Annotated in this window: 21 protein-coding genes; 7 read left to right on the plus strand and 14 right to left on the minus strand. The window is 43.5% G+C overall.

All coding sequences use genetic code 11. The features are described from left to right. Positions 1-4: 4 nt before the first annotated feature. From L2730_RS03600 to L2730_RS03615, 4 genes are all read right to left on the minus strand, one after another. Positions 5-1333: an aspartate aminotransferase family protein gene (locus tag L2730_RS03600; protein ID WP_248973346.1), complete on the minus strand. Its 1329-nt coding sequence runs from the start codon at positions 1331-1333 to the stop codon at positions 5-7. Positions 1334-1488: 155 nt separating this feature from the next. Beyond that, complete coding sequence (locus L2730_RS03605; protein ID WP_248973347.1) at positions 1489-3033, minus strand: glutamate synthase-related protein; 1545 nt, start codon at positions 3031-3033, stop codon at positions 1489-1491. 127 nt (positions 3034-3160) lie between these two features. Beyond that, positions 3161-4444, minus strand: coding sequence for a 4-aminobutyrate--2-oxoglutarate transaminase (gabT, locus tag L2730_RS03610; protein WP_248973348.1), 1284 nt, complete (start codon positions 4442-4444; stop codon positions 3161-3163). 30 nt (positions 4445-4474) lie between these two features. Next, positions 4475-5932 carry an NAD-dependent succinate-semialdehyde dehydrogenase gene (locus L2730_RS03615; RefSeq protein WP_248973349.1) on the minus strand — a complete coding sequence of 486 codons (1458 nt, stop codon included), beginning with the start codon at positions 5930-5932 and terminating at the stop codon, positions 4475-4477. 176 nt (positions 5933-6108) lie between these two features. Between L2730_RS03615 and L2730_RS03620 the strand changes: the two genes are divergently transcribed. Continuing rightward, complete coding sequence (locus L2730_RS03620; RefSeq protein WP_248973350.1) at positions 6109-7044, plus strand: LysR family transcriptional regulator; 936 nt, start codon at positions 6109-6111, stop codon at positions 7042-7044. A gap of 110 nt (positions 7045-7154) precedes the next feature. Here the strand turns inward: L2730_RS03620 and L2730_RS03625 are convergent, their stop codons facing one another. After that, the gene (locus L2730_RS03625) at positions 7155-8240 is read right to left on the minus strand and encodes a DUF3083 family protein (protein WP_248973351.1); all 1086 of its coding nucleotides are present in this window, start codon (positions 8238-8240) and stop codon (positions 7155-7157) included. 294 nt (positions 8241-8534) lie between these two features. After that, positions 8535-9410 carry a LysR family transcriptional regulator gene (locus L2730_RS03630; RefSeq protein ID WP_248973352.1) on the minus strand — a complete coding sequence of 292 codons (876 nt, stop codon included), beginning with the start codon at positions 9408-9410 and terminating at the stop codon, positions 8535-8537. Positions 9411-9534: 124 nt separating this feature from the next. On the opposite strand from L2730_RS03630, the gene L2730_RS03635 reads away from it, so the two are divergent. Next, positions 9535-10728 carry a serine hydrolase domain-containing protein gene (locus tag L2730_RS03635; protein WP_248973353.1) on the plus strand — a complete coding sequence of 398 codons (1194 nt, stop codon included), beginning with the start codon at positions 9535-9537 and terminating at the stop codon, positions 10726-10728. 96 nt (positions 10729-10824) lie between these two features. Here the strand turns inward: L2730_RS03635 and L2730_RS03640 are convergent, their stop codons facing one another. From L2730_RS03640 to L2730_RS03665, 7 genes are all read right to left on the minus strand, one after another. After that, the gene (locus L2730_RS03640; RefSeq protein WP_248973354.1) at positions 10825-11130 is read right to left on the minus strand and encodes a DUF3861 domain-containing protein; all 306 of its coding nucleotides are present in this window, start codon (positions 11128-11130) and stop codon (positions 10825-10827) included. 54 nt (positions 11131-11184) lie between these two features. Beyond that, entirely contained in the window at positions 11185-11673 is a 489-nt protein-coding gene (locus L2730_RS03645; RefSeq protein ID WP_248973355.1) for a hypothetical protein, read from the minus strand. Between the two features lie 77 nt (positions 11674-11750). Beyond that, the gene (locus L2730_RS03650) at positions 11751-12398 is read right to left on the minus strand and encodes a flavin reductase family protein (RefSeq protein ID WP_248973356.1); all 648 of its coding nucleotides are present in this window, start codon (positions 12396-12398) and stop codon (positions 11751-11753) included. A gap of 46 nt (positions 12399-12444) precedes the next feature. Then, entirely contained in the window at positions 12445-14052 is a 1608-nt protein-coding gene (locus L2730_RS03655; protein ID WP_248973357.1) for a cryptochrome/photolyase family protein, read from the minus strand. Beyond that, complete coding sequence (locus tag L2730_RS03660) at positions 14049-14201, minus strand: DUF2256 domain-containing protein (protein WP_248973358.1); 153 nt, start codon at positions 14199-14201, stop codon at positions 14049-14051. Before L2730_RS03660 ends, L2730_RS03655 begins: the two co-directional genes overlap by 4 nt. A 136-nt stretch (positions 14202-14337) precedes the next feature. Then, positions 14338-14610 (minus strand): DUF3081 family protein, encoded by a 273-nt coding sequence (locus L2730_RS22075; RefSeq protein WP_428848429.1) that lies wholly within the window; start codon positions 14608-14610, stop codon positions 14338-14340. Positions 14611-14898: 288 nt separating this feature from the next. After that, positions 14899-15147, minus strand: coding sequence for a DUF3297 family protein (locus tag L2730_RS03665; protein WP_248973359.1), 249 nt, complete (start codon positions 15145-15147; stop codon positions 14899-14901). Positions 15148-15406: 259 nt separating this feature from the next. Here L2730_RS03665 and L2730_RS03670 point away from each other — a divergent pair, with 259 nt between their 5' ends. The 5 genes from L2730_RS03670 (at position 15407) to L2730_RS22080 (ending at position 18961) form a co-directional block, all read left to right on the plus strand. Beyond that, positions 15407-15811, plus strand: coding sequence for a YgiW/YdeI family stress tolerance OB fold protein (locus L2730_RS03670; RefSeq protein WP_248973360.1), 405 nt, complete (start codon positions 15407-15409; stop codon positions 15809-15811). 488 nt (positions 15812-16299) lie between these two features. Further along, positions 16300-17463, plus strand: a complete 1164-nt coding sequence (locus L2730_RS03675) for a carcinine hydrolase/isopenicillin-N N-acyltransferase family protein (RefSeq protein ID WP_248973361.1) — start codon at positions 16300-16302, stop codon at positions 17461-17463. Positions 17464-17863: 400 nt separating this feature from the next. Continuing rightward, positions 17864-18424 carry a CBS domain-containing protein gene (locus L2730_RS03680; RefSeq protein ID WP_248973362.1) on the plus strand — a complete coding sequence of 187 codons (561 nt, stop codon included), beginning with the start codon at positions 17864-17866 and terminating at the stop codon, positions 18422-18424. 197 nt (positions 18425-18621) lie between these two features. Further along, a complete protein-coding gene (locus tag L2730_RS03685; RefSeq protein ID WP_248973363.1) occupies positions 18622-18837 on the plus strand; it encodes a hypothetical protein in 216 nt (71 codons plus the stop codon). A 22-nt stretch (positions 18838-18859) separates the two neighbouring features. Beyond that, a complete protein-coding gene (locus L2730_RS22080) occupies positions 18860-18961 on the plus strand; it encodes an MBL fold metallo-hydrolase (protein WP_428848430.1) in 102 nt (33 codons plus the stop codon). Between the two features lie 212 nt (positions 18962-19173). Here the strand turns inward: L2730_RS22080 and L2730_RS03690 are convergent, their stop codons facing one another. Then, positions 19174-20013 carry a hypothetical protein gene (locus L2730_RS03690; protein WP_248973364.1) on the minus strand — a complete coding sequence of 280 codons (840 nt, stop codon included), beginning with the start codon at positions 20011-20013 and terminating at the stop codon, positions 19174-19176. Positions 20014-20237: the final 224 nt, after the last annotated feature.

Below are 20237 nucleotides of genomic sequence, written 5' to 3' on the forward strand. Positions count from 1 at the left end.
AAACTTAACTGCGCTCGGCAATCGCCTTTGCCATGGCGGCATCAGCAATCAGCTCTAGCTTGGCCAAGTCGATATCTTTATGGGCTTCACAAATAAACCAAGGCTCACGTGAATCTGGTTCTAGCATAATACCGCTCTCAATCAGGTTCATCGCAAACTCAGTATATAGCTCGCTATCCGTTTGCTTCCAATCACGGTAGTTTTGCGGCACTTGGCTGCCAAAATGGATACCAAACATCGAATCAGGGCCAGCAAACTTATGCTCGATGCCGTGCTTACTAAATACCCGTGACAATACTTGCTGAATATCTGCCCCCGCTTTATTGATGCTGGCATAGGCATCGCTTTCATTCAAAATAGTCAGTGTGGCTTTGGCTGCACTAAGAGCAATCATGTTCGCAGTATAAGTACCGCCATGAGTGACACCCTTTTTGTTAAAGCTAATCACGTCCATCACATCGGCTCGACCGCCAAAAGCGGCAACTGGGTAACCATTGCCCATTGCTTTAGCATAGGTAGTTAAATCTGCATGGATACCATAAAGCTCTTGGGCACCCCCTTTTGCGACGCGAAAACCTGTCTTAACTTCATCCATAATCAACAAGCTGCCGTTAGCATCACAGATGTCACGTAACTTCTGCATGTACTCTTGGCTAGAAGCGATACTGCCACAGTTACCCAAAATCGGCTCTATGACGATAGCTGCAATGTCTTCACCCACGCGGGCAAACACTTCATCAATAGCAGCAAAGTCATTTAGCGGTACCGTCTCTAAATGCTCACGGCTCGCCTCAGGAATTCCGCCACCAAAAGATGCTATCTTTGGTGCAGCTTCGGTGGTGTTATCCCAGTTATCAACATCTGATTTCCACATCATCTCGTCGTATAGGCCATGAAAGCCACCTTCTACAACAACGATTTTGTTACGGCCAGTAAAACCACGAGCGGTGCGCACCGCGCCAATAACAGCTTCGGTGCCCGAGTTTGCAAAACGCATCTTGTCTATATTTGGGCACATCAACTTAATCAACTCGACCACTTGCGAGTCTAAATCGGTTGAGAAACCTGAAATGGTGCCACGTTCAGTTATCGCTGCAACCACCTCTTGATCGACACGACTATCGCGGTAACCCAAAATGATTGGACCATATGCGAGACGAAAATCAATGAACTGTTGATCGTCAGCGTCTGTAATGGTGCAGCCCAAGCTACTTTTCACAAATACAGTATTGTCTTCGCCCCAGTAGCGGTAGCTATCAGCAACCCCTAAAGGCATATTGTTATGGGCTTGTTTTAGCAGTGCATTAGTCGCATGTTTATTGATTTGGCTCATCTTGTCAGTCTTAATATGAAATTATCTGGCGCGTATGATACAGATCACAATATCAATTGACCATATTGGTGATGAATATCTCTTTATCGCAAACCAGCAGATGAAACGGAAACAATCGCCACTTAAAGCTAGTTAGCAATACGGGTATTAAAATCCTACTTTAACTCGCTGACTCCTGAGTATTTAACCCCAGATAGTTCAGCCATTTCCTTATGCCAAGTTGCTAAATCATGCTGATTGAACTTAGCTAATGAGTCGTGACCACACGCTCTGGCCATCACTGACATAAGCTCAGTGGAGGCGTTGAAAAAGTTCTGCAATTGAACCGCTGATTTTTCAACATTAAGCCGTTGGCGCAGATCTTTTCTTTGAGTCGCAATTCCCGCAGGGCAATTATTGGTGTTGCACATACGCGCAGCGACACAGCCAATCGATTGCATGGCACTATTAGACACTGCAACGCCATCAGCGCCGAGCGCAAGCGCTTTAACAAAGTCGATGGGGACTCGCAGCCCGCCTGTAATAATCAATGTGACTCTGTCACTCGCTCCTTGTTGGTCGAGGTACTTTCGCGCTCGTGCTAAGGCTGGGATCGTCGGTACACTTATATGATCCCTAAACATCTCCGGCGCCGCACCAGTGCCACCGCCGCGGCCATCTAGAATGATGTAATCCGCACTGGCATCGAGTGCGAACTGAATATCGGCTTCGATATGGTTGGCACTGAGTTTAAATCCAATCGGGATCCCACCAGTAACATCGCGGACGCGATCAGCAAAACGTTTAAAGTCGGCCACCGTGACTAGCTCTTTAAAGGTTGGCGGTGATATAGCGTCAGTGCCCGCCTCTATACCTCGCACCTTAGAGATCTTACCGACATTTTTATTGGCAGGTAGGTGACCTCCAGTACCCGTTTTGGCCCCTTGTCCGCCTTTAAAATGGAATGCCTGCACATTCCTGAGTTTTGCTTCATCATAACCAAACTCTGCGCTTGCCAGCTCATAGAAATAGCGAGAGTTAGCCGCTTGCTCTTCGGGCAGCATTCCCCCTTCACCAGAGCAAATGCCGGTGCCAGCCAGCTCAGCTCCCTTAGCTAAAGCTGTTTTTGCCTCTTCAGACAAAGCACCAAAACTCATGTCTGATACGAACAGTGGAATATTCAGTTTGAGCGGCTTTCTGGCTTTGGGACCGATCACTAACTCTGTTGTAACCGCAACATCTTCCATCAATGGTTTACTGGCCATCTGTGCAGCCATTATCTGTAACTCATCCCAATGGGGTAACTGATAACGAGGCACGCCCATCGATGTCATCGGCCCATGATGCCCCATTTTAGACAAGCCATCTCGCGCCAGTTGATGGATGAATTCAACCGTTGGTTCCTCCTTGGTTGCAGTCGCTACAGGGATTGCAGCGGCTTGGACCTGCACGCCCGGTCCCTCTTTACCAATTTGTTGTTTATCAAATTGTTTATGACTGCCATCACAATAGGGAGGGTTAGCGGTATGCTTACACTGGCACAAATACGCATCCCCTGTTTGCTCGGCGGTAAACGCTTTTGGGGTAAACTCTGTGCCAGCATGGGAGCCATCGCAAAAAGGCTGGCTTTTAGAGCGGCCACAAGTGCAAAAGTAATACTCCTCCCCTTTATTAAGGCTGACTTTTTTAGGTGCTATTGCTGCCACAATTGGGTTTGCCATTGCTATTCCTTTATGATTTTATTCGACTTGCGTTCCAATAAAATAAGCATAGGCAAAATTATGTATTTAGCGCATAAAAAAGGCTTGCTAGCGTTATGCTACCAAGCCTTATGATTTCAGCTAACGGTTAAGCGTCAGATAACGAGTCAAATAGTTGATTAAACTTATCTAAACCTTCATAAATCAGCTCATCAGATATGGTTAACGCAGGCAAGAAGCGGATGACATTACCGTAAAAACCACAAGCCAACAGAATAAGCCCATGCTTGGCCGCATTAGCGATAATAGCTTGAGTCAGCGCAGTATTAGGCTGTTCGCTGTCGCCCTGGTTGACGAGCTCTATAGCGATCATCGCGCCTTGATTCCTAACTTCTGCAATCACCTTCGGATAGCGAGATTGCAACAGTGAAAGCTGCTCATTAAATATTTGGCCTATCTGGTCTGCACGCTTTACTAGCCCCTGCTCTTTAATCACTTCAAGCACGGCAAGGGCTGCGACACAGCCTACTGGCGAGCCGCCATAAGTGCCACCAAGCCCACCGGGCAGCGGCGCATCCATGATGTCACTTTTACCCACCACTGCTGCGATTGGAAATCCACCCGCAATCCCCTTAGCCATAGTGATGAGATCTGGCTCTACTGCGGCATGCTCAAAGCTAAACATCTTGCCAGTGCGGCCAAAGCCAGTCTGGATCTCATCGGCAATCAGCACAATACCGTGTGTATCGCACAATGCTCGTAGCGCTTGTAAGAACTCTGCAGGTGCAGCGTAAAAGCCGCCTTCGCCTTGCACTGGCTCGACAATAATGGCCGCAACATCCGTGGGTGCAATATCGACTTTAAACAGATTCTCGAGTGCTTTCAGTGATGCTTTCACTGATACATGGTGTAGCTCAGTTGGAAAGGGTGCGTGATAGATATCACCGGGGAAAGGGCCAAATAAGTGTTTATAAGGGCTAATTTTTCCCGTCAATGCCATTGTCAGATTGGTTCTGCCATGAAAACCGCCGTTAAAGGCAATCACCCCACGACGTCCGGTATGAGCCCGTGCGATCTTGACGCAGTTCTCCACCGCCTCGGCGCCCGTAGTAACGAAAATAGCTTTTTTGTCGCTATCGCCAGGAGCCAGTTCGGTCAATTTTTCTGCCAGTTTAACCGCTGATTCATAAGGGTTCACCATCACGCAAGTGTGGCTAAACTTATCAAGTTGCTCTTTAACCGCAGCCACCACCTTAGGGTGACTATGGCCGGTATTACATACGGCGATGCCCGTGCCAAAATCGATATAACGATTGCCATCAACATCCCAAAGCTCAGCATTTTCGGCTCTATCAACATATACCGGATACACATTGCCTTGACCGCGGGCGATCACCTTAACCTTTCTCTCTTGCAAGCTGATATTTGTCATAACTCAAATCCTATTGATGTTAACTGGCGATTAACGCTCTAGGCCGCCCATACACAGATACTTTATTTCCATATAATCATCTAAACCATACTTGGAGCCTTCACGGCCATTACCCGATTGCTTCACTCCGCCAAATGGCGCAGCGGCATTTGAAATAATACCTTCGTTGACGCCGACCATGCCGTACTCTAGTCCTTCACCGACACGCCAAACTCGGCCAATATCACGAGAATAAAAGTACGCCGCTAAACCATACTCAGTGTCATTCGCCAGTGCCAAAGCTTGCTCCTCAGTTTCGAAACTGATGATCGGGGCTACAGGTCCAAAAATCTCATTACTGGCCAGTGGCATATCATTAGTCACACCAGTCACTATGGTAGGTTCATAAAAGTGACTACCAGCGCTACTGACCTTACCGCCACTAAGCAAACTAGCCCCAGCCGCAAGTGTGTCTTGCACCAACTTATTGACTCCAGCAACTGCCTGAGCACTGATCATCGGGCCTACATTAACCCCTTCGGTAAAACCATCACCAACCTGTAATTCGGCAACTGCAGCGGCAAACTTATCAGTAAACTCTTGAGCGATTCCCTGTTGCACTAAAATACGGTTAGTACAAACACAAGTTTGACCAGCATTACGATACTTTGAGATAACTGCGCCCTGCACCGCAGCATCAATATCTGCGTCATCAAACACGATGAAAGGTGCATTACCGCCAAGTTCCATTGATATTTTTTTCACACTGCTAGCGGTTTGTGTCATTAATATTTTGCCCACTGCCGTAGAGCCGGTAAAGGTAAACTTGGCTACATCTGGATGCTCGGTCAATACCTTGCCCATGCCAACCGCATCTTCACCCACCACCACATTTAACACTCCAGCGGGTACACCTGCTCGCTCTGCAAGCTCTGCCATTGCTAAAGCTGAAAGTGGTGTTAACGGTGATGGACGAACCACAAAAGTACAACCCGCTGCTAACGCAGCAGCCGCTTTACGAGCAATCATGGCGTTCGGAAAGTTCCAAGGGGTGATCGATGCAACCACGCCAACAGGTTGCTTAATCACTACAATACGCTTATCACTGGCTGGTGCAGGAATCGTATCTCCGTATACTCGCTTGCCTTCTTCTGCAAACCAGTCAATAAAGGCTGCGCCATAGGCTATTTCGCCTTTTGCTTCAGCTATAGGCTTACCTTGCTCCAGCGTTAAAATACGCCCTAGGTCATCTTGGCTTGCCATCATTAGCTCAAACCAACGGCGCATAATTGCAGCGCGATCGTTAGCCGAGCGCTTTGACCAAGCAGGTAAAGCACGCTTAGCGGCAACAATTGCAGCTTCTGTTTCAGCTATTCCCGCATTAACTACCTGCGCAACAACTTGGTCATTGGCGGGGTTAATCACCTCGAAGCGCTCTTGCCCTTCAATCCATTGACCATCAATGTAAGAGCTCAGCTTCACTAATCCTGAATCATTCACTTGTTGCATAATCACTCCAGCGCGTCATTTCATCTAATGATGGAGCCCATTTCTTTGGCAAAACTAAAACAGGCTTTAAAATTCATCTTGCTATTGAATCGTAAAAGTAACTCGGGTTAAATACAAAACAATAAACCTTATGTTTTACCGCTGTAAAACTATATCTCTAATTGGAAAATAACAAGATGATAAAAACGGGTAGCAAAAGCTCTATCATCCCCAAAGCAGTGACTGAATATGATCTACGTTTACTGCGGATCTTTCGCACCGTTGTTGAAAATGGTGGCTTCTCTGCATCGGAAGCTGAGCTTGGCGTTACTCGCTCTACCATTAGCGTACATATGTCTAATCTAGAGAGCCGTATGAAACTAAAGCTGTGTAGCCGTGGCCGAGGAGGATTTGCACTGACCGAAGATGGCCAAGCGGTTTATCATGCTTGCATTGAGCTATTTGATTCACTCAATGACTTTTCTAGACTAGTGAATAACTTAGGTGAAGAGTTGAGTGGTGAACTCATTATACTTTGTGCCGACCAGCTTGATACGCGCATGCAGTTAAAGCTGGCTCAAGTGATTGAGAAAGTACACCGTACTCAACCACAACTGCACCTAGTACTCGATAACGAAGCCCTTAAGCATATCGAGAAATGTCTATTAAAAGAGAAAGCACATATCGGGCTATTGCCAAGCTATCAGCAGGTTGAAGGGCTCGATTATCAGACCATCTACAATGAACCCATCTACCTTTGTTGCGGTCATTCACACCCATTTTTCTCTTTAGATGACGCTCAAATAAGTGCAGAAATGCTCGCACAAGTCCCCGCTGTTCACCCTGGAGTTGATATCGATACCGATGGCAGGGAGCAATTAAAACGCTTAAACCTCTCTGCTAAGGCCTATCAGTTTGATACCCGTAAAACCTTAATCCTGTCAGGCTGCTATATCGGTTATCTACCCCTTAGCTATATCCAGCAGGAACTGGCGTCTAAGCAGCTAAAAATTATCCATCAACACAGCGCCAGCTATCAATTTAATCTGTCGATGGTGTGTAAACATAATCCACGGGAAACCAGCAAAGTTGAATTGCTTAAAAGCATCTTTAACGAGGTATTTAGCCAATAGTGGTGGCGGTGTAGAAGATAATAAAGCGTGCTGCAATGAACTGCAAAATGAGGCAACATCAATCAGAGAGTAAGTGGGAAAAATACTCCCACTTACCTTGTATTTGCAGATCAGCTAATCAGCTGCTCTGGTACTTGATAGCTAATATGCTGATGGAACCTCACGATAAGATCATCGCGTGATCTGTCTAATTCAAGCTCTGAAGTTAAACGCTTAAGGGCTTCTTCAACCCGATTCAAATAACGGCCAAGTGCGCCATCTTTTGAATCTTGTGCACCTGCCGCAATGGTAAAGCTCACCATCTCAACTAAACGGCTGCCATCCCAGTGGCTAATAAACTGCTGCTCTTCGATATTAGGGTCAAAACCAAGCATTTGTACTTCGTCAGTACCATCAACTTGATCGTACTTACTATTGCGTACCAGCGGAGTCAATCCGTTGGCCACCATAGCTACTCGGTTCAGTTGTTTGGCGGCCGTAGCTTGTACAAAGGCATCTTCGAGCTTTTGATATAAAGGCGTGAAGTCATCAGTAGCTTCAGCTAATGTCGCTTGCTTTAACTTACGACTTAATGGCAGTTTTACCGTGACATAACACAAAGAGCCATGACCTTCGGGCACTGGACAACTTCTTGCCGCGTACCGATTGCTAATAGATCGTAATTTGTAACCGTAAGTCGCCTTATTACCTTTCGCCGCGGCAAAAAGATCATAAGACAGATGTTGGTGATCACGAATTTTAATCGTCAGATCTTTCTCTGGTAACTGCGGTGTCAACTTGCCAAGGAAAGATTGAACCTTGATATGGAAGCTCGCAGAGTTTGCTCGAATATCTTCACCCGTCGCCAAGAATACTATGCGGATCTTGCGCGCCTTGTAATCATCTTGGCTATGTAAGCTTTGAGCTTCATGGTATTCAGGGTTATAGAAAAAGACAATCTGTTCGGCGGTAGGGAAACAATAGGCTTCAGTATGAAAACGAACTACAGGTAACTTATCGTTGGTGATCACATGGACATTGTGTAGCTCAGTCTGATCCGCAAGCTTGAAGATATTGCGGCTAAGCATTTGATAGCAGGTTTTGTAATCTGGGAAATGAGCTAACAAAGCATCTGTGACTTTAATTTCTGCTGTGATGTATTGATTACTTCTAACGTCCTTGGGAATGTACACTTTTTGCTGATGGCTAAGGGACATAAATACTCCTTGAGATAAGTTAACCATGCATAATTCGATGCTAATGGTAGCGATAAACAATATTAAGAATGCTGCGGTAGACCACACTTTTACCTAGTAGCAACACAATACGCCTCGAATATGATTTATTTCTTAAATTCACAATACAAATTGCTTACATTCGGCCTCTGCGATAAAAACAGCAAACTTCAATTAAATGATTAATGAAAGGATCGAGCTGAGGATATGCCTCAGCGGTGATTCAGGAGCACAAATAAAGCGGCATTTAGCGTGTTTGCTAGCTTGAAAGAGGCATTAAGCCTTAGAAAAAATCGGTTTTATACCTTGGATAAAAAATTGATGCACTTCATTTAGCGGCTGATTTTTCGGCCAGATGAGATCATATTGGATCTGCATCTGAGTTTGCATAAATTCAGGCGTTAAAATTTTGATATCTTGCACCTCCTTATGGGGTGAAGAGAGCATCGCCCAGCCAACTCCAGCTTGTACCAGTTGCAACATACTCTGGTAACCATTTACACAGCAGACCGAAGGCGACATTTTTGTCACGTTATAGAGAGTATCTTGTTTATCTAGCGCACTGCTTAATATCTGTGTATGCGCCATTAAGTCATCATTAGTCACTTGGCGTTTTTTCGCCAGCGGATGCTGCTTGCTACAAGCTATCATTACGTCGCAATGGCCAATGGCTTGAAATTCATAGAACTGACTGTTTCCTTCAAGGCTGGGGGTCAGTGCTAAATCAACCTCGCCTTCCCTTACCGAATCAAAAATGTCACTGACGCAATGACACATTACCTTAAAACGCAGGTGCGGCCATTGTTGTTGTGCTTGCTTTAGCAGCAGAGCTATTGGTTGAAAATCGACATTTTCATCAATCGCCAATGTAAAAGCGGCAGGCACTCCAGCGGAAAGCTGGCTGGCATTACGGGTAAAGCGCTCAACACTATCAACCACGACTTTGGCACCATCATAAAGGTTTAGGCCTGCGTCGGTCAGTTGCGGATACTTACCATCCCGGTCAAATAAGCGCACCCCAAGCTCATCTTCTAAACGTGCAATATTGCCGCTAACCGTTGCTAGGTGTTTTCCTATCAATCGACCCGCGGCAGAAAATGATCCCGTATCAGCGGCTGCAATAAAGCATTTGAGTAAGTCAGGTTTGATCATGGTGTTAACTCTCCAATTATTCCTATTGGAAAACCATAGGAAACCTATTAACAAATATCGAAATCATTATAGATAATAACCTTGTTTTCAGCAATAACACTATTGATACAACGAGGATACCTTTATGAAAAACTCAATTAAAACACTGGTCATAGCCATGTCTTTAGCAACGACTATGGGATTAGCACATGCTAACAACGCGCCGTCAAATCAAGTACCCGTCAACATTGATACTTGGCAGCAACAACGCCATGTAGGCCAAGCACAGATGAAAGATTTTTACCCCAATATGCTGGCGGTTAATGCACAAGATCTCTTTCAGGTTAATCATCAAAAACGAGATTATGATCTTCATGAGATCCCTTCACTCGCTCGCATATTGAATCATCCAGCCACAGGCTCTGTTGTTATCATGAATAGCAATGGTGATGTGCTACTTGAACAATATAGAAATGGTCACGACCGCAATACGACTTTCTCAGACCAGTCATCAACTAAGTCTATTGGTTATATCCTGCTCAATAAGGCGATTGCAGATGGCAAGATTAAGCTAACGGACAAAGTTGAAAAGTATATCCCAACCATAGGTAGTGGTTTTAGAGGCAGAACAGTCGGTGACGTTGCCGCTATGAATGTGAACCACTCTGTGGCAGAGCTTGCTGCTTACACCGGTGATAAAGATGCACTTGCTAACTTCGACAAAGATGAAAGCGTTATCGGTATGCAACGTAATGATGACCGCATGGAGTTACGTGAATGGATAGAATCAATTACAGCGATGGGTGACAGCAACGAATGGCAAGGTGAAATTGCCAATTACGCCACCATTAATACCAGTGTTGTTGGCTGGTTAGTCGAAGCCGCGACAGGAGAATCATTAGCGAAACAGGTGCGTGACTTATTCCACGAGGTGGGTGGTGAAAATACCATGTTCATGGGTACTGATTTTGCTGGCACGCCAGTGGTTGGCGCCTCAATGATGTCTTCAACTATCGACTTTGCACGCTACGGTCGCTTACTCATTAGCGATAAAGCCCAAGTCACTAAAGATATCAAAGATGCAGCCAAAGCAGGTCAACCCGTTCCAGCGCAGCTGACCCATATCGACAGCCATTACTACAAGTCTGCCATCATGAATGAATATGGTGTTGGTCACAGTGGCTGGGCAGGACAGCTCATTTGGGCTGACCCAGAATCTGGCACTATTATCGCAATCAACAGCATGGTGCAGTCTGAATTGCCCGCACCATACGATCACTTTAACAAAGAATACCAAGCCGCCTTTGATGTTGTTAAACATCTACGAGCCAAAAAATAACCAACCTGTCAGCCTAAACAGCATCAGCCGTCACTCAATGTGCGGCTGATTTTAGGCGCCTGGCCACAGGTAAATATGGAATAATCAAACGACTTCTCAGCTCAGTTTAGACTTAATAGTATTCTTTAATTGCAGCATAAATGTTTTAAAATGCGGCATAAAGTCGACAAATAATGGGTGCTTACGTTGCTGCACCATCATTGGCCCTAATAAACGAAGAGCAACGGCTAACCTAACAGCGAACGTCGGTTGTAATCCGCTAGCTCGCTTCAAGTTGTCTACCAGCTGAAACAGATCTTCTCTATCTTCAAACTCAAATTCAATGGTTCTAGCTGGCTTGTCAGCCTCAGCAATAAGCTCTTCAACCGTTATTCTATAGCTGTTATTCTTGTTTGAATTCATTAGATTTTATCCTTTTGGGGTCAAATTCACTAACACCGCTTCTCTGCAAAAACCTTACTCATTCGGTATTATTCTTTTAAGCGGAATATCTCCACTAATAATCGTTGCCCTCTCACCCGTTAAACTAACGAGTTTAGCCTCAATATGCATCGACATAGGAAACTGGCTATCCGGCTGCTTGATGATCACTTCGGCGTACGTACGATAACGTTTGGATAGAAAGTAGTAGGTGTCGTCCCAATGGCAATCAAAAAAGAAATTGGGTTCACTGAGGTTAATATTTTCAAGTCGATTATTTGAATAGCGTAAGTAACTGTCGGTAGTAATAATACTGCAAACATTGTCGCTTGCACCACGACTGAAGTTAAAGCTAAGCGCCGGCTTAGCGGCCAACTTGGTATTATTTCCCCCGAGGTAACGATCCAGTTTAATCGTAATGTTAGCATTATTGGCGATATCGTCAGACTTAACAGGTTTAGCAGCCATTAACAAAACAGTGCCGATAACGACCGCGATAAGCTGTAGTCCAAAACGAGCAAACATACTCCCCTCCTTGCCTAATAACGCTTTATTTAGTCTACTCCTCAGCTCTGTTTTTGCGTACTTTATTTTCAACCCTTTTAGCGACCTTCTAATGGCAAAGAGTCTAACTCTCTATCAGGTTTAGCATAACTAAGCCTATCTAGCCTTTGGGTTTGGTGGTAACTATCAAGACCAGAAATTGCGACGCTCTCCAGAGACTCTATATCCAAATAACCATCATCTTTAATACAGTGCTGATCAACAATAATGTGTTCGACCTCGCCAATGACAAGTACCGTCCCATTAATCGCGAGCGGAGTAACTTGTCTTAGTAGCAAGGAAAATTTTAGCTGACTTTGCTCAACGAACGGGGCAAAAATACCATCAAGGTACTCCTCAGTTAAACCAACCTCTTTAAACTCAGAAACATCAGCATCATAGCGGGCTGAGGTTTGATGAGCTTGCCGATATATTAACGTGGACACATGATTAATCGTGTAGCTACTAGTTTGTTTTATATTACTCAATGTACCTCTAGGCACACTTTCAGGACGAATAATCATTCCAATTAATGCCGGATCAGCACCGAGATGAAATACTGAACTGACTATGGCGAGGTTACTACAACCACTGTAGTCTTTTGTGCCAATTAAATTAGCACTTTTAAAGCCAGACAAACTGTTAATTAATCTTGCTCGAGCTCGTTGCTCCATCTGGTTTATTTCACCAGAACTAATGTGTTTCATTTTTATGATTCCTTTCATAGGATGACTTCAAATAACGATGAAAGCATTACAGCTCCTCAATATGAGCTAATAGGTGTTTGGCACGCATGAGCACCAATTCCTTATCTCGCATTGGCTTTTTTAGCCAATTGCTATAGACCATTTTAGTGCGTGGATTCGCTTTAAAGTCATCAATATGTTGTGTCATGAAATGCCAGTACAGAGCATTTAAAGGACATCCATTATCTGTGTAACTCTCGCTAACTTGGTAATAGCACCCGTTACAATAGTCACTCATTTTCTTTATATAGTTACCGCTTGCCGCATATGCTTTCGAACCAACAATACCACCATCGGCAAACTGACTCATGCCCCTGGTGTTAGGCATTTCAACCCATTCAATAGCATCGATATAAACGCCTAAGTACCAGTCATCAACTTGATTGGGATCTATGCCTGCAATCAAACAAAAGTTCCCCGTAACCATCAAGCGTTGGATATGGTGGGCATAGGCATAATCCAACGATTGCTTAATAGCATTATGTAGGCAGTTCATTTTGGTTTCACCATTCCAAAACCAGCTAGGCAAGTTAGTATTAGCAGCCAACTCATTAAGCTGGCCATACTCAGGCATATTTGCCCAATACACACCTCGAACGAACTCTCTCCAGCCTAATATCTGCCTAACAAACCCTTCAATCTGCGACAAACTCACCTCGCCATCAGCCGAGTGATAAAAAGCAATCGCGCTACTTACGACTTGCTGAGGGCCAAGGATCTTGGCATTGAGGGCAAACGATAGTCGTGAATGGTACAGCGACCACTGCTTACTCTGGAACAGTTCGCCTTGGTTAGCATCAAGTTTGTCGGTCATTGCATCTTGAAATCGCCCAAACCTGATCAAGCAGTGCTGACAGAAAAATTGCAGTAACTCGTTCGCTTGCAGCCGAGTCACAGGCCAAAGTAATTGAGAGTGAGCTACACCAATGGTATCGATATTATGTCGCTGTAATCGCTGTAAAATGGAGGTGACATTGTTGGCAAACAGCAAAGGCTCTGGCACATCGTCGAAATCGCTGACTTTGAGTTTTTGGCGGTTATCAGCATCAAAGTTCCATTGCCCACCAACAGGTTGAGCACCGTCCATTAACAGTTGAAATCGTATTCTCAACTTGCGATAAAAATGCTCCAAACGGTGTTTTTTACCTTTGCTAAAGTAGTCATCTAGCTCAGAGTCTGACAGGTAGAAATGCTCAGTTTCATAAGCTTGCCCCTTAACTGGCGAAGCTTGTGAAAAATCAGATAATTGCTGCCGTAAACGGTATTCATCCGCTAACTGATATTCAAACTGATTAACCTGGTAACGTTCAAATAGCGCAGTTAACATTGCAGGTAAGTCTTGATAGCACGCAGTATCGTCAAGAGTCAGATGTAGTACCCGGTGACCCGCGTATTCCAGCGCTTGAGCGAACGCTGACATTGCTGCAAAAAAGGCACACACTTTCTGCACATGATGACGTGTATAGTTTGCTTCTTGGTGAAGCTCGGCAATCACATACAAGGTATTAGGATTTTTCTCTTGGTACCAAGAGTGCGATGCGTTGAGCTGGTCGCCCAAAATTAACCTCAACGTTGACGCTTGTTGAACGGTTGATGAATGATGTTGAGGGCTCATTTAGTACTCCCTGATATCTGTTGTTTATTTCCGGCGCAGCGCTTAGAACAATACTTAACCTCAGCCCAGTCTTTCTGCCATTTCTTTCGCCACAGAAAGGGCCGTAAACAGACGATGCAAACTTTACTTGGAAGCTTAGATTTCTTCATCTTAGGAACCTCCTGTTAGAACGCTTTTAAACCAAACGAAAAGAGCTGCGGTATTGAAAACTGAAATGAGTAGCGTTGTTAACCCAGAGCCTAGCGCAAGCGAGTTCGATTATTCGTTATCAATATTGGCTTACTTCTACCGCTGATTGCTTACAGAACGCTGATTTAACTGCCTAGCTATGGTGATAACCAAAGCATTAAACTCATTGTAGGCAAGCCGATCCTTATACTCATAGGAAAATCGTCCGTGAAATTGCAAGGTCATCACTAAGTCCTGATATCCCAAATAACAGGTGTAACCATCAAAGTCATGCCATGCTGTTAATCCATCAAGATGGTATTTGTTATCGTACATTTTCCCTTTGGAAACTATATGGTTGAACACTACAAGGTGTTTAGATAAGGACATAATTCCCCTTTTAAAAGCATTGGTTTTAAATAATATTTGCTGTAGCCGAGATTCAAACGCTATCACTACAGATTAACTACGAATTAAAGCTCAAAAGGGTTCAACAAAATAATGGAGTTATGACTGATTCTAGGAGGTTTTACTTACAGGAATATCGAACTGATAATTGTAATGAAATTGAATCGAACAGTTAAGATTTGAGGGATAAGTACTTCCATGTACAAAAAAGCGGACCTTGTGGTCCGCTTTGTTAGCTAATGTTTAGCTTATCGATTTAAGCCACGATACTTACTTATAGAAGGCTTCAACCGTTCCTTTAACTGTCATCATAAGCGGTTGGCCGCGACGGTCTAACGCTTTATGTGATGGCACTTTTACCCAACCTTCGCTAATGCAATATTCTTCAACATCAAAACGCTCTTTGTCATTAAGCTTAATGCCAATGTCATACTCAAAAATAGCTTCCACATGGTGCTTGCTGCGTGGATTAACGGATAGGCGATCAGGTAAAGCTGGCTTTGAAGTCGTATCGGTCATGGTCTTGGCCTGTAATCAAAAGTAATAAATATATTGTGCGCTATTGTAGGCAATAGCGCACCTATGCTCAATAGTGACAGTGATAAATGTCGCGCCCACCCAAATATACTCAACATCATTAACCCATTCGAAATACAGATATATACTGGCTTTGTCTATTTTATTATTCAATTCAGAATAGCAGCGTAATCTTCACTCAATACCTCATAAATATTCATGAGCATTTGCACTTAATTGAATAAATATATTAGGAATAAACATGAAAAAATTAATACTAATCAGCGGCATTCTAGCGCTATCTTCAAGCCTATATTCAGTAACATCATCAGCTCAAGAAGGCTTTTCATCACCCCAGAAATCAGCTGCAGAATCAACCACACAAGGGTTTAATGGTGCTGGTACATCTAACTTTCACTCAGTTAGACATGCACTAGATTCTAGAGATGATTCTCACGTTACCCTAAAAGGTAAAATTACTGAAGCTATCGGTGGTGAACGATATAGTTTTCAAGATGAAACTGGCGATATCGTTATCGAAATAGAACATGATGAGTGGCATGGTTTAAATGTCACCCCAGATACTACTTTAGTGATTCGTGGGGAGATTGATCGTGAATGGGAAAGTGTCAAAGTCGATGTAGACCATATTAGCATTGCACCATGATATTCGGCTTGCAATAACAAGCGATATACAAAGTGCAGGGTTAATTTTACAAACACTGCACTCTTTTCTAGCTTATGCTCTATCAAACCAATCAGCGGATTCAGCCCCTATATTCAAAAAGAATTAACTCAGCCTATAGAATCCATCAGTTAAAGTACTATAGTTTCAAATTGAGTCGAAGTGAATGAGCCTATAGTGCCGCTGCGCTTGCCATTGCTCAACGATTAAGCCATCATTTTCAATATTCAGAATATAGCCTCTTAAGCTTCAAAACCGCTCTTATGCAGATCAATTGATAAATCGCTTATCCCTTTTCTTTATTCAGCCACAATAAAACATCGAATAAGATAATTGCACCGTAATGCCTTTTTCTTGCCCCCACAATCCTATGGCAAAAACCATAGGAAAGCTATTAACAGATATTTAAAAAATTATAGATAATAACCTTGTTTTCAACAATCAATGAATATTTAAACGAGGGTCACATTATGAAAAACTCAATCAAAACACTTACCGTTGCCGTTGCTCTAGCTAGCACTATCGGAACCCTTTCTTTTGCAGCTGCTGCGAAGCAAGTGCCAGGAGAAGCGCTAGACTACTACGCACCAGATCGCACGGCACACCAAGTAGGCGCTGAAGTCGTTGACTTGTCAGGAAAAGGCCAAGAAGCACTGGCGCAGCAGCTCGCAACTCTACACCGCCTAACGCCTGAACAAACTGTATTGGACATTGCAGTAAATGCAGTCGAAAACAACAAAGCCATTGCGCCAAAATATGCAGGGCTGATGCAGCGTCAAGCCGAAATAAAGGGCGTTGAAGTACATGAGCTTTATGCCGCAATTGCGCAAGCAGACTGGGATATTAATAAAAGCTTTGTTACTGCGGGCGATGATTTAGCCATACTCCAAGGTGCAGCACAGAGCATGCGAGGCTGTACCACACTTGCTTTTGCCGAAACTGGTATCGTAGCTCAAAATAATGATATGGATATCAATAACCTTTTAACGGCTGAAACTACCGTTATCAAAACTGACGAGCGTATATTCTTAGCAACCGATGGCGGCCACTTTCAAGGCATGGGTAAGCACGTTGCTGCAGTATTAAACTTTATGGGTGAACCAAGCGCGCCGTCAGCCACTATAGACACTAAAAACGTGGTCACCCCTGATGCAGTATTTGCAGCAATCACGGCATCAAAAAGTGTCGAAGACGCTTTCAATAAACTAAAAGATTACACCACTCCGGTAGCCATTAACTTCACAGTTGCCGACGATAAGGGTGACCATGGCGCAATAGAAATGACCACCAAAGGTACACGCTTAGTGCGCGGTGAATCAGGGATTGGTCACGGCAATCATACAGCCGAGATGCGAGAAACATTCTTAGAAGATAAAACTGAGCTTGAGGCCAATATGACATTTGCTGATACCTTTGCCCGTGAAGATGCGGCAAATATGTTCATCAACTATGCCAAAGAGAGAACGGTTCGCGGGATGCAGTTTATCTTAGAACAAAAACCACTGAATTTAACAAAATATGATTCAGACTTCGTCACTGTCGAGTCGATGGTATTTGACACTAAAGCGGGTTGTGCCTATGTGTCGGGCGACAACCCTAAATTTGGCGATTACACCAAGGTTTGCTTTAACTAAAATCTCAAGTAACCCTGGCAATTAAAAAGCTGACTATGGTTCCCTTTTTAGTTGCCAGGGCGTTGGTAATTCTACTCATTCCTACAAAATCCAAAGCTGCAATAAAACCTACTCATATCGACAAGTTGTGCTTGCCATTTTCTAGTCGCAAATTAAACAACTTCAATATGCATAAAACGCTCTCAGCCACAATCGATTAGCAGCTACACCAGCTTAAAATTTAACATAACCACCTACAACTTAAGCAAGTGCTTAACCAAGGTTAATTGTTATTCATCTTCTTGAATTGCATGTTTAAGCGGCGCATTCTGGAATTTCAAAGTTAGGCTTATTGAAGCCGAAATATAAAAGACTAGATGTAAAAGTTTGAATCATCCCTTTAATGCAATGGAGTTAACTTATGAGAAATTTACAACTGTTTAGTACAGCTTCTGTCGATCATCTATTATGGTCTAGCAAAGCAGAGACCGCTTACTTAGACTCGCCTGCATTAGAGGTTTTTACCGATTTTGATGTTGCTCGTCCAATCGTAGTTGATGCGTCAACAAGTGCTGTTGAAACAGGCAAAATCATGGAAAACACTCATGCCTATATGCGCCTAGTTGTCGACAAGAATGACAAGTTTCTGGGGGTGATTACCATGCATGAATTGTCGGAGCTCAACATGTTACTCACGGCAAAAAAGATGAACCATACTATTGATGAGCTGCTCGTTACAGATGTCATGGTCAGCCGAGAAAATCTGCAAGCTTTTGACTATGAGCAGATATCTACGGCGAAAGTCAGCGACATTGTGCGTATTCTAAAAGAGAATAGCCTGCACCACATGCTGGTGATCGATCACCAACAACACCATATTCGCGGGCTAATTGCCGCCAGTGATCTTGCACGTAAACTGAGTATGCCGATTGAGATCCACCAGCGTCCCTCTTTCAGCCAAATATTTAGCAGTGCACATTAAGCTCAGTGCACCGACCATCGCCGACTGACGCATTAAGTAATAAACTGAGACTGGCAAACGGAATAAGTAAAACCTAACCGTTTGCCCTCCTCTCACACCGAGCATGCTCACAAGTCATTTATGATGATATAAAAAATTCATCTCGTGGTTTCATTGCCACTTAGTCCGAAAAAACCATTAAAGACAATAAAGGCGGAGTGATCTGGGGTTTCGGCAAATTCAGTTTTATAGATAAAGACAAAGACAGCCAAACCATCAATCCCTCACTAGTCCGTCAAACAAAGCTAAACAATATAAATGCTTTATTCAAAGTCACTGACCGTATCTATCAAGTACGTGGTTTTGACCTTTCAGTGATGTCTTTTATTCATGGCGAAGATAGTTGGATAGTTATCGATCCGTTGCTCTCCTGAGGCTTCAGTTGCTGGGCTAAAGTTGCTAAAGGTAAATGTTGAGAACCTACCTATAACAGGGGTGATTTTTACCCACTCACATATTGACCACTTTGGCGGTTGTCACATCAAAAGCAGATATTGACGCGGGTTAGGTAAAACCACCTCTTCGGGTGACCCACAAATTATTAACCTAACCAGTATTGCTAACCATTCAGGTCAAAAGGTGGCCATAGATAGAGTAAACCTTGAAGTTCTGATGGCACAGGACTATGAAGCACCATCAGAATTCATGCTCTATTTTCCAAAATGCAAAACCATGATGGGCGTCTATGATCTGTAAAAGCAACCACCGCATTAAGTCGCTAAAAATGTCTTAGAAATAGATAACTTCAAATACAACTGCATAAACACCCACCGCCTTTTAACACTGAGCTTACCGGTTGGGTTTTTAATCAGGTGTTTTAAATAGTATTTTAGATATCTTCGTCTGCGAATAAGTTTATAGTAATCGCTAGGTACTTTACCCGTTAATAAAAAAGAGCTAACCACCGTTGAAAGGATCCCCATATGATTTAACGCACGAGGTATACGATGTCCAACGCCGTATAGGTAAACATGAGTGATATCGCACGAAAACCGTTTTACATGGCTGACATCCACAGGGTAAAGAGGATCATAAATAATCGTCACAGGGCAACAACAAGTCGTTGCATCATTATAGAAGCCATTATCCCACTCTTCATGCTTGGATGATGAACGACTTTTTGGCTCCCATGGTGCAATTTTGTTGCTAAATGTACTTTGCGGCATTAACAGCAAACAAGTATCTAGCTTTAAGCCGTTAGCAAAAAGGGCAGATGCAAAGCCACCAAGACTAATGCCATAACCTATTTTGGTGCTGAATATATCGAGTGATTCGGCTAGCTCTTTGATGAAATTAACAAACCCTTCCGAGCGATAATAAGTATTCTCTTTGTGTATAAAAGAGATAACGTTGTAGCCTAGTTTATCTATAAAGCTAAATGTAGCAATAGTGTCATTCCACTGTTCAAATTTATCAGTGCTTATGCCACTACTCATGGCTTCAAACGTAATAATAAGGGGCTTATTGGTATCGACGATATGGTATTGCATATAAACAGAATCGCATACAACTTGCGTGACTTTTTCATTAAATATCAAGTTTTTGGGCAAGTATTACACTCTTCATTATGACCACTGATAACGAGGGCTCATCCTGAATCCCTTACTAAATTTATCGATTAAATATTAAGGTAAAATTAAGATATCGATAATTTCGCGGAGTATAAAGCCAGCCCTCATGCCAATTCAACACATAGCAATGCACAGGCCTCTCTTTTGTGAAGCAGCTCACAACCTTAGAGACTTAGTAGATAGAACCTATTTTCTATCTGCGT

Origin of the sequence: Shewanella kaireitica (assembly GCF_023284045.1) — a bacterium.
GTDB lineage: Bacteria > Pseudomonadota > Gammaproteobacteria > Enterobacterales > Shewanellaceae > Shewanella > Shewanella kaireitica.

Bases quoted from the DNA above. Each gene is read 5' to 3' on its own strand.
- L2730_RS03660 (WP_248973358.1), bottom strand. From the start codon at position 14,201: ATGAAGAAATCTAAGCTTCCAAGTAAAGTTTGCATCGTCTGTTTACGG.
- L2730_RS03655 (WP_248973357.1), bottom strand. From the start codon at position 14,052: ATGAGCCCTCAACATCATTCATCAACCGTTCAACAAGCGTCAACGTTG.
- L2730_RS03635 (WP_248973353.1), top strand. From the start codon at position 9,535: ATGAAAAACTCAATTAAAACACTGGTCATAGCCATGTCTTTAGCAACG.
- L2730_RS03675 (WP_248973361.1), top strand. From the start codon at position 16,300: ATGAAAAACTCAATCAAAACACTTACCGTTGCCGTTGCTCTAGCTAGC.
- L2730_RS22075 (WP_428848429.1), bottom strand. From the start codon at position 14,610: ATGTCCTTATCTAAACACCTTGTAGTGTTCAACCATATAGTTTCCAAA.
- L2730_RS03630 (WP_248973352.1), bottom strand. From the start codon at position 9,410: ATGATCAAACCTGACTTACTCAAATGCTTTATTGCAGCCGCTGATACG.
- L2730_RS03650 (WP_248973356.1), bottom strand. From the start codon at position 12,398: ATGAAACACATTAGTTCTGGTGAAATAAACCAGATGGAGCAACGAGCT.
- L2730_RS03665 (WP_248973359.1), bottom strand. From the start codon at position 15,147: ATGACCGATACGACTTCAAAGCCAGCTTTACCTGATCGCCTATCCGTT.
- L2730_RS03620 (WP_248973350.1), top strand. From the start codon at position 6,109: ATGATAAAAACGGGTAGCAAAAGCTCTATCATCCCCAAAGCAGTGACT.
- L2730_RS03605 (WP_248973347.1), bottom strand. From the start codon at position 3,033: ATGGCAAACCCAATTGTGGCAGCAATAGCACCTAAAAAAGTCAGCCTT.
- gabT (WP_248973348.1), bottom strand. From the start codon at position 4,444: ATGACAAATATCAGCTTGCAAGAGAGAAAGGTTAAGGTGATCGCCCGC.
- L2730_RS03640 (WP_248973354.1), bottom strand. From the start codon at position 11,130: ATGAATTCAAACAAGAATAACAGCTATAGAATAACGGTTGAAGAGCTT.
- L2730_RS03625 (WP_248973351.1), bottom strand. From the start codon at position 8,240: ATGTCCCTTAGCCATCAGCAAAAAGTGTACATTCCCAAGGACGTTAGA.
- L2730_RS03645 (WP_248973355.1), bottom strand. From the start codon at position 11,673: ATGTTTGCTCGTTTTGGACTACAGCTTATCGCGGTCGTTATCGGCACT.
- L2730_RS03680 (WP_248973362.1), top strand. From the start codon at position 17,864: ATGAGAAATTTACAACTGTTTAGTACAGCTTCTGTCGATCATCTATTA.
- L2730_RS03600 (WP_248973346.1), bottom strand. From the start codon at position 1,333: ATGAGCCAAATCAATAAACATGCGACTAATGCACTGCTAAAACAAGCC.
- L2730_RS03670 (WP_248973360.1), top strand. From the start codon at position 15,407: ATGAAAAAATTAATACTAATCAGCGGCATTCTAGCGCTATCTTCAAGC.
- L2730_RS03615 (WP_248973349.1), bottom strand. From the start codon at position 5,932: ATGCAACAAGTGAATGATTCAGGATTAGTGAAGCTGAGCTCTTACATT.